This is a genomic window from Paraburkholderia sp. RL17-337-BIB-A (assembly GCF_046025895.1).
Classification (GTDB): Bacteria; Pseudomonadota; Gammaproteobacteria; order Burkholderiales; family Burkholderiaceae; genus Paraburkholderia; species Paraburkholderia fungorum_C.
In genome coordinates this window covers 3,307,718-3,321,798 of sequence record NZ_JARESY010000002.1, presented here as the reverse complement: position 1 = coordinate 3,321,798, position 14,081 = coordinate 3,307,718, and the positions used below count along the sequence as shown (strand labels likewise).

General features: G+C 61.6%; 11 protein-coding genes, 1 tRNA gene and 1 pseudogene. 8 read left to right on the top strand and 5 right to left on the bottom strand.

Going from position 1 to position 14,081, the window contains the following annotated elements:
• The 4 genes and pseudogenes from P0D84_RS35450 (at position 1) to P0D84_RS35435 (ending at position 3,707) form a co-directional block, all read left to right on the top strand.
• On the top strand, positions 1-702 hold the full coding sequence (locus tag P0D84_RS35450; RefSeq protein WP_408346293.1) for an ABC transporter ATP-binding protein: 702 nt from the start codon (positions 1-3) through the stop codon (positions 700-702).
• 33 nt (positions 703-735) lie between these two features.
• Positions 736-2,019: a Zn-dependent hydrolase gene (locus tag P0D84_RS35445; protein ID WP_408344780.1), complete on the top strand. Its 1,284-nt coding sequence runs from the start codon at positions 736-738 to the stop codon at positions 2,017-2,019.
• Positions 2,016-3,506 (top strand): annotated as a pseudogene (locus tag P0D84_RS35440) (M81 family metallopeptidase). The gene P0D84_RS35445 and the pseudogene P0D84_RS35440 overlap by 4 nt, the downstream one beginning before the upstream one ends.
• Positions 3,507-3,630: 124 nt before the next feature.
• A tRNA-Val gene (locus P0D84_RS35435) sits at positions 3,631-3,707 on the top strand.
• Positions 3,708-3,970: 263 nt separating this feature from the next.
• Here P0D84_RS35435 and P0D84_RS35430 read toward each other — a convergent pair.
• From P0D84_RS35430 to P0D84_RS35410, 5 genes are all read right to left on the bottom strand, one after another.
• Positions 3,971-4,105, bottom strand: a complete 135-nt coding sequence (locus P0D84_RS35430; protein WP_408344777.1) for a hypothetical protein — start codon at positions 4,103-4,105, stop codon at positions 3,971-3,973.
• 3 nt (positions 4,106-4,108) lie between these two features.
• The gene (locus P0D84_RS35425; RefSeq protein WP_408344774.1) at positions 4,109-5,164 is read right to left on the bottom strand and encodes a permease; all 1,056 of its coding nucleotides are present in this window, start codon (positions 5,162-5,164) and stop codon (positions 4,109-4,111) included.
• Positions 5,165-5,194: 30 nt separating this feature from the next.
• Complete coding sequence (gene mnmH, locus P0D84_RS35420; protein WP_408344771.1) at positions 5,195-6,262, bottom strand: tRNA 2-selenouridine(34) synthase MnmH; 1,068 nt, start codon at positions 6,260-6,262, stop codon at positions 5,195-5,197.
• Between the two features lie 222 nt (positions 6,263-6,484).
• On the bottom strand, positions 6,485-7,549 hold the full coding sequence (selD, locus tag P0D84_RS35415; protein ID WP_408344768.1) for a selenide, water dikinase SelD: 1,065 nt from the start codon (positions 7,547-7,549) through the stop codon (positions 6,485-6,487).
• Positions 7,550-7,722: 173 nt separating this feature from the next.
• The gene (locus tag P0D84_RS35410; protein WP_408344765.1) at positions 7,723-8,025 is read right to left on the bottom strand and encodes a beta-xylosidase; all 303 of its coding nucleotides are present in this window, start codon (positions 8,023-8,025) and stop codon (positions 7,723-7,725) included.
• Between the two features lie 248 nt (positions 8,026-8,273).
• Between P0D84_RS35410 and fdnG the strand changes: the two genes are divergently transcribed.
• From fdnG to fdhE, 4 genes are all read left to right on the top strand, one after another.
• Positions 8,274-11,342, top strand: coding sequence for a formate dehydrogenase-N subunit alpha (gene fdnG, locus P0D84_RS35405; RefSeq protein WP_408344762.1), 3,069 nt, complete (start codon positions 8,274-8,276; stop codon positions 11,340-11,342).
• Between the two features lie 9 nt (positions 11,343-11,351).
• Positions 11,352-12,284 carry a formate dehydrogenase subunit beta gene (gene fdxH / locus P0D84_RS35400; protein WP_408344759.1) on the top strand — a complete coding sequence of 311 codons (933 nt, stop codon included), beginning with the start codon at positions 11,352-11,354 and terminating at the stop codon, positions 12,282-12,284.
• On the top strand, positions 12,271-12,936 hold the full coding sequence (locus tag P0D84_RS35395; RefSeq protein WP_323044463.1) for a formate dehydrogenase subunit gamma: 666 nt from the start codon (positions 12,271-12,273) through the stop codon (positions 12,934-12,936). The genes fdxH and P0D84_RS35395 overlap by 14 nt, the downstream gene beginning before the upstream one ends.
• A gap of 138 nt (positions 12,937-13,074) precedes the next feature.
• On the top strand, positions 13,075-14,070 hold the full coding sequence (fdhE, locus tag P0D84_RS35390; protein ID WP_408344755.1) for a formate dehydrogenase accessory protein FdhE: 996 nt from the start codon (positions 13,075-13,077) through the stop codon (positions 14,068-14,070).
• The last annotated feature ends 11 nt before the right edge of the window (positions 14,071-14,081 follow it).

Sequence of the window (14,081 nt, the reverse complement as noted above, 5' to 3'; positions counted from 1 at the left end):
ATGATTCTCGACGTGCAGCAGATTCACGGCTTCTACGGCAAGAGCCACATCCTGCAAGGCGTGTCCCTGCAAATCAACGACGGTGAAACGGTCACGCTATTAGGCCGTAACGGCGCGGGTAAGTCGACCACGCTCAAGGCTATTGCCGGTGTCGTCACACCACAGCGCGGTACGGTGACGTTCAACGGCGTTGCCATCAGTGGTATGCCGCCGCACAAGATCGCCTCGCGTGGCGTGTGCTTCGTGCCTGAACATCGCGGTGTCTTTCGTCTGCTGACTGTCGAAGAAAACCTGCGCCTGGGCGCGCGCAAGGATTCGCCGTGGCAACTCGACGACATCTACCGCATTTTCCCGCGCCTGAAAGAGCGGCGTACGAATGGCGGCGCTCAACTCTCCGGCGGCGAACAGCAGATGCTCGCGATCGGCCGTGCGTTGATGAATCATCCGCGGCTGTTGATGCTCGACGAACCGGTTGAAGGTCTCGCGCCAGTGATCGTCGAAGAGATCGTCGCGCAACTCAAATTGATCCGTGAAGCAGGCGTCGCGATTCTGTTGGTCGAGCAGAACCTGGAAGTCTGCACGCAACTCGCGGATCGCCACTACATCATCGAACAGGGCGTGATCGTCTACGAAGGCGACAACGCTTCGTTCGCCGCCGACGATTCGATCAAGGACCGATATCTGGGCGTCGGCGTCGTCTGACGCGCACTCTGTCTTCACTACGAGGAAGCATCGATGCAAGTTCATGAATCAACAACCGTCGGGACGCTCGCCGATCTGCGTATCGACGGCGCGCGGCTCTGGGACAGTCTCATGCAACTCGCGCAAATCGGCGCGACGGATAAAGGCGGTGTGTGCCGGCTCGCACTGACCGATCTGGACCGCAAGGCGCGCGACCTCTTTATCGCGTGGGCGAAGGAGATTGGCTGCAGCGTGCGGATCGACGCGATCGGCAATATCTTCGCGCGTCGCGCGGGTTTGCGTGACGACCTGCCGCCGGTGATGACCGGCAGCCACATCGATACGCAGCCCACGGGCGGCAAGTTCGATGGTAACTACGGCGTACTGGCCGGTCTGGAAGTATTGCGCACGCTGGCCGATGCCAACATACGGACGCTCGCGCCGCTGGAAGTCGCGGTATGGACCAATGAAGAGGGTTCGCGTTTCGTGCCGGTGATGATGGGCTCGGGCGTGTTCGCCGGTGCGTTCACGTTGGAGCATGCGCTCGAACAACGCGATCGCGAGGGCATTTCGGTGCGCGACGCACTCGCGTCAATCGGCTATGCGGGCGAAAATGGTACACCTCATGCTGTCGGTGCGTATTTCGAAGCGCATATCGAACAAGGTCCCGTGCTGGAGGCGCATGACACGACGATCGGCGTCGTACAGGGTGCGTTAGGTCAACGCTGGTACGACGTGACGGTGCACGGCATGGAAGCGCATGCGGGTCCCACGCCGATGGAGTTGCGCCGCGACGCGTTGCTCGTCGCGGCAGATCTGATTCACGCGGTGAATCGCATTGCTCTCGACCACGCGCCGCATGGACGCGGGACGGTCGGCTGGCTCGACGTGCATCCGAACTCACGCAACGTGATTCCTGGCCGCGTTACCCTTACGGTCGACCTGCGCGCCGCCGCCGAGGCCTCGCTCACAGAGATGGATGCCGCGCTACGCGCTGTTTGCGCGGCCGCGGGTAAGCAGGCAGCAGGCATCACCGTCGACGTCGAACAAGTGGTGTATTTTCCGCCCCAACCGTTCGCGGCGGATCTGGTCGCTGCGATTCAGGAGGGTGCGGACACGCTCGGCTTTTCGTCGATGGACGTCATCAGCGGCGCTGGCCACGACGCCGTCTATCTCGCGCGCGTGGCGCCGGCCGCCATGATCTTTGTACCGTGCAAGGACGGCATCAGCCATAACGAAATCGAAGACGCGCGCGCGGATCACCTGGAAGCCGGCTGCAACGTCCTGTTGCAGGCAATGCTGAACGCCGCGCAAACGGCAGGGAGCACGCAGGTATGAAGATCCTGATTGCAAGAATGAACCACGAGACCAACACGTTCTCGCCGGTGGCCACGCCGCTTGCAGCGTTCGGCCGCAACGGCCCGAGCTATGGCGAAGACGCGTTCAACGAAAACAAGGGCATGCAGACGGCAATGGCCGCGTTCATCGACGCAGCCGAGCGCGAGCATGCCGCGATCGTGACGCCCATTGCCGCATCGGCGAATCCGAGCGGCCCGGTCGAGGCCGCCGCTTATGACGCGATCTGCGACGCGATCGTTGCGGCCGCAGCAGGCTGCGATGCCGTGATGCTCGATCTGCACGGCGCGATGGTCGCCGAGAATTCGAACGACGGTGAAGGCGATCTGCTCGAACGCCTGCGCGCCACATTGCCCAATGCACCGATTGCGGTTGCACTCGATCTGCATGGCAACGTCACGCAGAAGATGATCGACAACGCTGACGTGATCGTCAGCTTTAAAACCTATCCGCACGTCGATATGTACGAGACTGGCGCGCATGCGGCGCGTCTGATGTTCGACCTGCTCCATGGCAAGGTGAAGCCGGTGATCGCATGGCGCCAACCGCCGTTGCTCACGCATACGCTGCGCAGCGCGACGGCCGAAGGCGCGATGAAACGTGCCGTGGAAGCCGCGCGCGCGGCAGAGGCCGATGGCATGCTCGCGGTGTCGGTGTTGTCCGGCTTCTCGCTAGCCGATATCGAGGCGCCGTGTATCAGCGTCGTGGTGGTGGCGAACGGCGAGCGTGAGCAGGCAGAAGCGGTGGCGAAGCGCATCGCGCGGCAGATCTGGAACGAGCGTGACGATTTCGTTTATCGCAGCGCGCCGCTGGCAGAGTCGGTGGCGCAGGCCGCAGCGCTCGCGCAGGGCGCGGACAAACCGGTGCTGTTACTCGATCATGGCGACAACTGCATGTCGGGCGGCACGTGCGACACGATGGATCTGCTTGAGGAAGCGCTCAAGCAGAAGCTCGAAGGGATCGTAAGCGGGCCGTTGTGCGATCCGCAGGCCGTCGCGGCGCTGATGGCGGCGGGCGTCGGCAGCACGGTGACGGTGACGATCGGCAACAAGGTCGCGAGCAACGCGGTGACGCCGCGGCCGCCGGTTGCCGTGACCGGCGTAGTGCGCGCGCTGACCGATGGCGAATACGTGATCAGCGGTCCGACCTATACAGGCTAGCGTGCGTTCATGGGCCGCGCTGCGGTGCTCGACACCGGCACGGTCAAGCTCGTGATGACCGAGCACACGCACGAACCATGGGACCTCGGCGTATTCGAGAGCGTCGGCATCGATCCGCGCCGTGCGCGTTTCCTGTTGCTCAAGTCGCGCATGTACTGCCGGCCGGTTTTCGTGCCGATCGCCGCGGCGCTGGTGGAGTGCGATAGCCGCGGCGTGACGAGTTCGGATTGTGGGCTGTTCAGGTTCAAGCACGTGAAGCGGCCGGTTTTTCCGCTGGATACGCAGACCGGGTGGGCATCGACGAATTGAAGCAAGTTGACAACGAACCGCGCGACTCGCTACGCGACGAACCGATGGCCCCCCCGCTCGCGAACATACTTGCCGTGTGGGACTTGTGCGACGCGCCCGGAGTCTCTATAATTCGCGCCTCTAAAGGCTCGTAGCTCAGTTGGTTAGAGCACCACCTTGACATGGTGGGGGTCGTTGGTTCGAATCCAATCGAGCCTACCAACGCATAAGTGACGTGGACGAAAGCGGCTGCGCTTTCGTCCACTGTCATGTTCTCGCATCACCTCGGCGCGCATCGTCATCGCGCGGCTGTCCCGTCAGTCTCTCCCTTCCGTATTGCCTGTATTTCGCCACAGTTTGACTGGGCCGTACCAACGGCGCGACGCTCGCGCCAGAAGCGACATTGCGCCACCAGATCGACCAGTACGCCGCGCCAGGTGTTTCGAAAAAATCCGCCGTCGCCCGGAAAAAGCGCGGCGGACGTGTCACGGACGAAGCAGATCGAAGCCGGCCAGCGCGACAACCCCGCTCACCACGATCATCGCTACCGAATGCTGTCCGAGGTAAAGAAGGGCAGCGGCCGACCAGCTCGTCGCCGTGAATGCGGCAATGCGTTTCATGCTTTAAAACCCCAATGCTATAGCCAGCAACCCGCTGACCACACCGCAAACCACCACCGCCACAGTCACAACCGTCAGCACGCGCTTCGGAAACGAACGTCCGAGCATCGCCATCGACGGCACGCTGATCAGCGGCAGCGTCATCAACAAAGCGCCGGCCGGCCCGGCGGCCATGCCGAAAGAAAGCATGGCCTGAATGATTGGCACTTCGCCCGCGGTCGGAATCACGAACAGCGTTCCGGCGATCGCCAAACCGACGATCCACAGCAGGCTGTTATCGATGTTCGGTCCGATGTGCGGAAAGAGCCATGCCCGCGCCGCGCCAAGAATCAGCACCAGCACGATGTATTCAGGAATCAGACGCAGCGTCATGGTGCCGAGGATTTTCACCCAGCGCGTGAACGCGGTGCCCGGTTCGTCGGTGGTGACGAGTTGCGCCATGGCTTCGCGCGATGCTTCGGCTTCCTTCGGCGTGACCATCCGGTTCACTAGATAGCCGAGGCCGAACACCATCACGAGGCCCAGGGCGAGCCGCAAGCCCATCCATTGCCAGCCGAGCACGAAGCCCATGAAGATCAGCGTGGCCGGATTGAGGGCAGTGTTACCCAGCCAGAACGCGATCGCCGCTCCCGGCGCCGCTTGACGGGCGCGCAAGCCGGCCACGACCGGCGCTGCGCAGCACGTGCACATCATGCCCGGCAACGACATCAGGCCGCCCTTCACCACGCTGCTGAAATCGCTCCGGCCGAGTGCGCGTGCGACCCACTGCGGTGGGATCAGCGCCTGCACCGCCGAACCCAGCAGAAGCCCCAACACCATTGCTTGCCAGATTGCCTTGCCGTAGGCCAGCGCGTAATCGATGGCCGCCTGCCACGACGCCGCCGGTGCGCTCGCCGAGGTGCCCATCAGGATCGATTTCCCGATGGAGTGTTGGCTCGCGGCGACGAAGGCGCGGTTGTAGTACGGGAACCACTTCACATAGAAGAGGCCGACGACGGCGATCAGCAGAAACACGATCCAGCCAAGGGCGACACGGGGCTGCCGGAGGGTTGATTGCATGATGGATATTCTTGATCTTTAGTTTTTGAATCAGATGAGGGTAAGCGCGCAGTTATGGAGTTGAGCAAGCAGTGCTTTTGCCTGCTCGACGACGTCGGCGTCGTTGGGCCGAAATTTCATTTGCAACGCACGCGGCAGTTGTACGAAATGCTGACGGCTGCTGCGCGTATACGCTGGATCATAGTGCCGTTCGATCAGCTCGCGAGCGAGCTCGGCCCGGCTATTTTCATCGACGAGTTGTTGCCAGCCCGCGACACGTTCGCGGCTATGCAAACCGATCATCTTCTGCAGTTGCGCTTTCAATGATTCGGTATCGTCGAACAGATGCGCATAGTCGTGCAGCAGGAACGCCGCGCGGTCTTCGTGGCTCGACAATACTTCCACGCAGGCACCCTGCTGGAACGTTTCGAGGAGCGCGGGCGGCAGCGTGATCGAACCGATCCGCCGGCTCTCCGCTTCGACAAACACGGGCCGCAGCGGATCGAACGTGCGCAGGGCACTTACCAGCAGCGTGTCGAAGCGCTTTTGCGACGGCTGCGCAACGCCCGCCCAGGCGCCGAGCAGTGAACCGCGATGGGCAGCCAGTGCTTCGAGGTCCAGCGTTTGCGCGCCCGCCCGATTCAGCGCTTCAAGCAGGCGCGTCTTGCCGCTGCCTGTGGGGCCCACCAGCGCGATGTAGGTGAACCTCTTCGGCAACGAGTCGAGGGTGTCCAGCGTTGCCCGCCGATAGCTTTTATAGCCACCATTCAACTGACGCGCGGGCCAGCCGATCATATTGAAGAGCGCCGTGACCGAACCTGAACGTTTCCCGCCGCGCCAGCAGTAGATCAGCGGCCGCCAGTTGCGCGGCCGGTCCGCGAAAGTCGTTTCCAGGTGATGCGCGATGTTGCGCGCAACCAGCGCCGCGCCGATCCGCGTGCCTTCGAACGGCGAGACCTGCTTGTACGTCGTGCCGACCAGAACACGCTCTTCGTTGCTCAGCACCGGCGCATTGAGCGCGCCGGGAATATGGTCTTCGGCGAATTCGAGAGGTGTGCGCACATCGATGATTTCATCGAAATCACCGGCTTGGTCGAGGCTGACGAGGAGATTTTTCAAGGGGTGATGGACGAAACGGACCGGCGGGAAGAAGCGAAATTATCGCATGCGCCGTCAATGCCGGCTGGCGGCCGGTTTGGCCCCGCTTCCAGGAGTGCGCCAGGAGGACCTGCTTCCGACGCCTGCTTCAGGGACCTGCTCCAGGACCTGCGCTTCGCCCCGCGTCGCCCATAAAACCCGCCTGCCCCCTCGGATCACCGCGACTCAAAACCCGCTTGCTCCTCAAACCACCTCGACTCGCCCCTCTCCGCTGACCATTTCGCCGATCACGCGCGCTTCGTCGAAACCGTCGGCACGGAACAGGGCGAGTACCTCATCGACCACGTCCGGTGCGCACGAAACCAGCAGACCGCCCGAGGTTTGCGGATCGGTGAGAAGCGTACGGGCCGTCGACGGCAAGGAGGTCGGCAACACGATGTCCTTACCGTATGCTTCCCAGTTGCGCCCCGACGCGCCGGTAAAAATCCCGGCCTCCGCGAAGCCGACCACGTCCGGCAACCAAGGCAAATCCGCATAACGCACGCGGGCGGTCAGATTCGACCCGCGCGCCAATTCCAATGTGTGGCCCAGCAAACCAAAGCCGGTAATGTCCGTGAGGGCATGCACGCCGTCGAGCATGGAGAGCGCCGCGCCCGGCCGGTTGAGCTTGGTGGTGGCCGCGATCATCGCGGCATAGCCGTTTGCATCGAGGCGATCTTTTTTCAACGCCGCCGACAGCACGCCCACGCCGAGCGGCTTGCCGAGGATCAGCACGTCGCCCGCCCGCGCATCTGCATTGCGTTTGACGCGCCGCGGATCGACCACGCCGATCGCAACGAGGCCGTAAATGGGTTCCACCGAATCGATCGAATGGCCGCCGGCAAGGGGAATGCCGGCTTCGGCGCAGACGGACTCGCCGCCCTTTAGCACGGCCGCGATCACGTCGTGCGGCAACACATTGATCGGCATGCCGACGATCGCCAGCGCCATGATCGGTTTGCCACCCATGGCGTAGACGTCCGACAGCGCATTGGTTGCGGCGATGCGGCCGAAGTCGAACGGGTCGTCGACGATCGGCATGAAGAAGTCGGTGGTGGCGACGATCGCCTGCTCGTCGTTGAGCCGGTAGACGGCGGCGTCGTCGGCGGTATCGTTGCCGACCAGCAGATCGGGAAAGAACGGCAGCGGGGCGCTGCGCTTGAGCAGATCGGCGAGCAGGCCGGGAGCGATCTTGCAGCCGCAGCCTCCGCCGTGTGACAGGCTGGTCAGGCGGGGCGAAGGGTTTGCAGCGGGGCGGGTATCGGTCATTGTGGCGCGAATGTCAGGCTTCGAATGACCGCATTATGGCGGTTGTTCGCGCGCCGCGCAGGGCAGTAGCTACCAGGCGTTACCCGTTGCAGAGGTCAATCAACGGCAGCGATGCAATCGCACCCGCAATACCCACGCGCGGCGCGGCCAGTCAAGCCGCGGCACATGTCCCGTTATTTGTTGCTGCCCGCTCCAGTGCCGTAGAGCCCGTTATCGAACCCGCCGGCACCTTGGGTCTTGTGCCCCTGGCCGGCCGTCTTGCCGCGCGCGTTGCCCGAGGCACCGTCTTTGGTTTGCGGCTTCTGCGATTCGTGGACCGCCGTTGCGGACGCTTCCGGCGCGGCGCCCATGGAGGAGGTGCGATTTTCCTGCTGCGAGGAACCGCTGCCTTGCGTGATCTGAGCAAGGCTGCACGGGCTGATCGCTAACAGCGCGCTACCGAGCGCGAGCGAAACGATGTCTGCAGAAGCGCCCAATTTCGCTGCGCTATAGAAACTGCATGCCAAAGAGTGAGCGAGATTTCGACGAGCCATGGCAGTAATGATCCAAGGTAAGGGTTGATCTTCCGCCTAACCATGCAGCATGAATGGTGCCCGGCTCTGTTGAAACCGGCTGTGTTACTTCATATTTAATGACGGTTTGACGACATGCAGTCTCGCTGCAAGACTTCATATCGGCCTCTATAATCGTTATTAGTATCCTGAAAAAGAGCCGAGGCCATTACATGACCCACATGTCCCGGCGACAGTTTCTAAAGGTCTCCGCCACCACGCTCGCCGGATCAAGTTTGGCCCTCATGGGCTTCTCTCCGGCACCCGCGCTTGCTGAGGTCCGTCAGTACAAACTGTCGCGCACAACCGAAACCCGCAATACCTGCCCGTACTGTTCGGTGGGCTGCGGCATCCTGATGTATGGACTTGGCGACAACGCCAAGAACGCGAAGTCCAGCATCATCCACATTGAAGGCGACCCCGATCATCCGGTGAATCGCGGCACGTTGTGCCCGAAAGGCGCGAGCCTGATCGACTTCATTCATAGTCCGAGCCGTCTGAAGTATCCGGAGTACCGCGCGGCGGGATCGAATGAATGGCAGCGGATTTCCTGGGAAGACGCGCTCGATCGCATCGCCAGACTGATGAAGGAAGACCGCGATGCCAACTTCGTCGAGACGACGGAAGACGGCAAGAAGGTCAACCGCTGGCTGACCACCGGCGTGCTCGCAGCATCGGCCGGTAGCAATGAAGTAGGGTATTTGACGCACAAGACGGTCCGCAGTCTTGGCATGCTCGCATTCGATAATCAGGCACGTGTCTGACATGGCCCGACGGTGGCAGGTCTTGCCCCGACGTTTGGCCGTGGAGCGATGACGAACCATTGGGTCGACATCAAGAACGCGGACGTGATTCTGGTAATGGGCGGCAATGCGGCCGAGGCGCACCCGTGCGGCTTCAAGTGGGTCACGGAAGCGAAGGCGCATCGCAAGGCAAGGTTGATCGTGGTCGATCCGCGCTTTACGCGTACGGCATCGGTCGCGGACTATTACGCGCAGATCCGGACCGGCTCGGACATTGTGTTCCTGGGCGGGGTGATCAACTATTTGCTCACCAACGACAAGATCCAGCACGAGTATGTAAAGAACTACACGGACATGCCGTTTATCGTTCGTGAGGACTTCTCGTTTACCGACGGTTTGTATTCCGGCTACGACGCCGACAAGCGCAAGTACGACCAGAGCTCATGGGATTACGAACGCGGTGACGATGGCTTCGCGAAGATCGATCCGACGCTGCAGCATCCGCGTTGCGTCTATCAACTGATGAAACAGCACTACTCGCGCTATACGCCCGAGCAGGTCGAGAAAACCTGTGGCACGCCGAAGGACAAATTCCTTAAGGTGTGCGAGATGCTGGCATCGACGGCTGTTCCTGGACGTGCCGGCACGATCCTGTACGCGCTCGGCTGGACGCATCACTCGATCGGCGCGCAGATCATCCGCACTGGGGCAATGGTGCAATTGCTGTTGGGCAACATCGGCATCGCGGGCGGCGGCATGAATGCGCTGCGCGGTCACTCGAACATTCAGGGCTTGACTGACCTGGGGCTGATGTCGAACCTGCTGCCGGGCTACATGACCTTGCCGATGGAAGCCGAGCAGGATTACGACGCCTTCATCACCAAGCGCGCAACTCAGCCGCTGCGGCCGAACCAGCTCAGCTACTGGCGCAACTATCGTGCGTTCCACGTCAGCTTCATGAAGTCGTGGTGGGGCGATAACGCGACCGCCGAGAACAACTTCGGCTTCGACTATCTGCCCAAGCTCGATAAGTCATACGACATGCTGCAAGTCTTCGAACTGATGAATCAGGGCAAGATGAACGGCTACATCGCGCAGGGTTTCAATCCGCTCGCCGCGGCGCCGAACAAGGCGAAGATCGGCGCGGGTCTGGCCAAGCTGAAGTGGCTCGTCATCATGGATCCGCTCGCCACTGAAACCTCCGAGTTCTGGAAGAATTTCGGCGAGTTCAACGACGTCGATCCGTCGAAGATTCAAACGGAAGTCTTCCGTCTGCCGACTACCTGTTTCGCGGAAGAACGCGGTTCGCTGGTCAGCTCCAGCCGCGTGTTGCAGTGGCACTGGCAGGGCGCGGAAGGCCCGGGCGAAGCGAAGAGCGATCTGGAAATCATGTCGGGGCTGTGGCTGCGCATCCGCAAGGCTTATCAGGAGAACGGCGGCAAGTATCCCGATCCGATTCTCAAGATGAGCTGGCCGTATTCGGATCCGGAAAGCCCGACGCCTGAGGAACTCGCCATGGAGTTCAATGGCAAGGCGCTCGCCGATGTGACCGATCCTACCGACAAAACCAAGGTCCTCGCCAAAAAGGGCGAGCAGCTGGCGAGCTTCGCGCAGCTTCGAGATGACGGCAGCACGGCAAGCGGCTGCTGGATTTTCTGCGGTGCGTGGACTCAGGCGGGCAACCAGATGGGCCGCCGCGACAACTCCGATCCGACCGGCATCGGCAACACGCTGAACTGGGCGTGGGCGTGGCCGGCGAACCGGCGCATTCTGTACAACCGTGCTTCGTGCGACGTGAGCGGCAAGCCGTTCGACCCCACGCGCAAGCTGATCGCGTGGAACGGCAAGGCATGGACCGGCGCGGACATTCCCGATTTCAAGGTCGACGAGCCGCCTGAAAACGGCATGAATCCGTTCATCATGAATCCGGAAGGCGTGGCGCGTTTCTTCTCGCGCGACGGTCTGGTGGAGGGGCCGTTCCCCGAGCACTATGAACCGTTCGAAACGCCGCTCGGTTATAACCCGCTTCATCCGAACAACAAGGCGGTCGTCAGCAATCCGGCGGCACGCGTGTTCCCGGACGATCGGGCTGCATTCGGCACGCACGAGAACTTCCCGCATACGGCCACCACGTATCGCCTGACCGAGCATTTCCACTACTGGACCAAGCACGCGCGTTTGAATGCGATCGTGCAGCCGCAACAGTTCGTGGAGATCGGCGAGGACCTGGCGAAGGAGGTGGGGGTGGTCGCGGGTGATCGTGTGAAGGTGTCGTCCAATCGCGGGCACATCGTCGCCGTGGCGCTCGTCACCAAGCGGATCAAACCGCTGATGATCGAAGGGAAAAAGGTCCAGACAGTCGGGTTGCCGTTGCATTGGGGCTTCAAGGGACTCACGAAGCCGGGCTATCTCGTCAATACGCTGACGCCTTCCGTGGGCGACGGGAATTCGCAGACACCGGAATTCAAGTCGTTTCTCGTCAAGGTCGAAAAGGCATAAGGAAAAGAGATGGCACTGCAATCACTGGATATCAAACGCCTCTCGGCCACGACCTTGCCCGAACCGCAAGTGCGTGAGCCGGCGACGGGCACGGTCGCCAAGCTCATCGATGTGTCGAAGTGCATCGGCTGCAAGGCGTGTCAGACGGCGTGTATGGAATGGAACGATCTGCGCGACGAGATCGGTACGACGACCGGCACCTATGACAACCCGCGCGATCTGTCAGAGCATTCGTGGACCGTCATGCGTTTCTCGGAGTACGAGAATACCGAAGGCGATCTCGAGTGGCTGATCCGCAAGGACGGCTGCATGCACTGCGAGGATCCGGGCTGTCTGAAGGCGTGTCCTTCGCCGGGCGCGATCGTGCAGTACACGAACGGTATCGTGGATTTTCACGAGGAAAACTGCATCGGCTGCGGTTATTGCATCACCGGTTGCCCGTTCAACGTGCCGCGTATTTCGAAGAAGGACAACCGCGCGTACAAGTGCACACTGTGTTCGGACCGCGTGGCTGTCGGTCAGGAACCGGCATGCGTGAAGACCTGCCCGACCGGCGCGATCATGTTCGGCACCAAGGAGGACATGAAGCAGCAGGCGGCGGATCGGATCGTCGATCTGAAGGAGCGGGGTTTCGAGAACGCCGGTTTGTACGATCCTGCCGGCGTGGGTGGCACGCACGTGATGTACGTGCTGCATCACGCCGATAAGCCCACCCTGTACCACGGCTTGCCGCAGAATCCGAAGATCAGCGTGATGGTTTCCATCTGGAAAGGTCTGGCCAAACCGCTGGCGCTAGCCGGCATCGCATTCGCGGCCGTGGCGGGTTTCTTCCACTACACGCGAGTGGGTCCGAACGAGGTGACGGAGGCGGAAGAAGCCGAAGCACAGCACGAGGTCGATGAAGCACGTCGTTCCCGGGAGGCATCCGATGAAGCACGCTGAGCATGATGAGCACGGTGTGCTCAAAGATGTGAAGGGCAACGGTCTGATTCAGCGCTACACGCCGAATGAACGGACGAATCACTGGATCACGGCGATCACCTTCGTTTTGCTGGCGTTATCGGGCCTTGCCATGTTTCATCCGGCGATGTCGTGGCTCTATGCGATCTTCGGCGGCGGGCAGTGGACGCGGATTCTGCATCCCTTCGTGGGTTGCGTGATGTTCCTGTCGTTCCTGATTCTTGCGCTGCGCTTCTGGCATCACAACTATCTGGACCGCGCTGACATTCAATGGATGAAGCAGATCGACGACGTGCTCAACAATCGTGAGGACAAGCTCCCCGCGATCGGCAAGTACAACGCCGGCCAAAAGCTGCTATTTTTCACGATGGTGATCTGCCTGCTGCTGTTGCTGGCGAGCGGCATCGTGATCTGGCGGCGCTATTTCTCGTTCTATTTCCCGATCGAGGTCATCCGTCTCGCGGCGCTGGTTCATGCCGCGGCGGCGTTCGTGCTGATCGTCGGCATCGTCGTGCATATTTATGCGGCGTTGTGGATCAAGGGCTCGATCGGCGCGATGACGCGCGGTACCGTGACCTACGGCTGGGCGAGAAAGCACCATCCGAACTGGTTCAAGGAAATCATCGGCAAGTAGGATCGGCAAAGCATAGGTAAAAGCGCGGCGCGACTTGCCGCGCACCGCACTCCGAGCCGCCGCCCGTGTTCGACGAACCGCGGCGGCTCTTCAGTTTTCAGCGCAATTTTTTCTGCGTAGTCTTCAGAGGTCGATACTGTGGTTCAACGCATTCTTGAAGCCGGCGATATCGAGTCGCTCGATCACACGGCGATTCCCCGCATCCGTACGCCGGAACGGCTGGCGGTCTTTTCGGCGCGCGCGGCACGGCTGCGTCAACTGGCGGCGCTCAGCAATCCAATTGCCGGCTATTTGCGCCTGATGGCCGTGCTGGCCGATGCGCAGCAAGCCGTGATCGTGAGTTTCAAGGCGAAGCCGCCCAGCACCGAGTTGATCGCGAGCGCGCAACAGCACTCCATGCCGTTGATTCCGGCGCTCTCCGGCGCACGCGATCCGGCGTGGCACGACGTTCTGCTTCTGTTGCTCGACAAGGTGCAAGCCGCCGGCCCATTGATGCCGCCACTCGAAGCGCTCATCGCCAGGCTGAGAATCCTGGATCAAGCCACGCTCGAATCCCAGGCCGATGCGATCTTCGCGCAGCGTTTCGAGGAAGTCGATCCGGCGAGCGCGCCGTTCATCATGGCCGCGCTGCAAGTGGTGTGGACCGACCTCGCTGCCGATATCGACAAGCGCGAAGTGCCGTACCTCGAGACGCTCGGCCTGTGTCCCGTATGCGGATCGCATCCGGTGGCGAGCATGGTGCGGGTGGGCGGCGCGTATGACAATTACCGCTACCTGCAATGCGGTCTGTGCGCGACCGAATGGCATATGGTGCGCTCGAAATGTTCGAACTGCGACTCGACCAAAGGCATTGCCTATCACGCGGTCGGCTCACAAGACGCTGACGAGGCCGCCCGGGAAGCCGATTCGAGAAATGCATTCCTGAAGGCGGAGTCGTGCGACGAATGCCATACTTACCGCAAGATCGGCATTCAGTCGAAGGATTACGATTTCGAACCGTTCGCGGACGATCTCGCCAGTCTCACGCTGGATCTGCTGATGGGGGCGGAAGGCTACCGGCGCGCGTCGCCGCATCCGTGGCTGTGGCCGGAGCAGGCCGGCAGCGCAGAGGAGTCTTCCGGCGAGTCCGACTGAAGAAAGAGGAT

Coding starts and splice junctions, on each gene's coding strand:
- P0D84_RS35450 (WP_408346293.1), top strand. CDS start 1: ATGATTCTCGACGTGCAGCAGATTCACGGCTTCTACGGCAAGAGCCAC.
- P0D84_RS35445 (WP_408344780.1), top strand. CDS start 736: ATGCAAGTTCATGAATCAACAACCGTCGGGACGCTCGCCGATCTGCGT.
- P0D84_RS35430 (WP_408344777.1), bottom strand. CDS start 4,105: ATGAAACGCATTGCCGCATTCACGGCGACGAGCTGGTCGGCCGCTGCC.
- P0D84_RS35425 (WP_408344774.1), bottom strand. CDS start 5,164: ATGCAATCAACCCTCCGGCAGCCCCGTGTCGCCCTTGGCTGGATCGTG.
- selD (WP_408344768.1), bottom strand. CDS start 7,549: ATGACCGATACCCGCCCCGCTGCAAACCCTTCGCCCCGCCTGACCAGC.
- fdxH (WP_408344759.1), top strand. CDS start 11,352: ATGGCACTGCAATCACTGGATATCAAACGCCTCTCGGCCACGACCTTG.
- P0D84_RS35395 (WP_323044463.1), top strand. CDS start 12,271: ATGAAGCACGCTGAGCATGATGAGCACGGTGTGCTCAAAGATGTGAAG.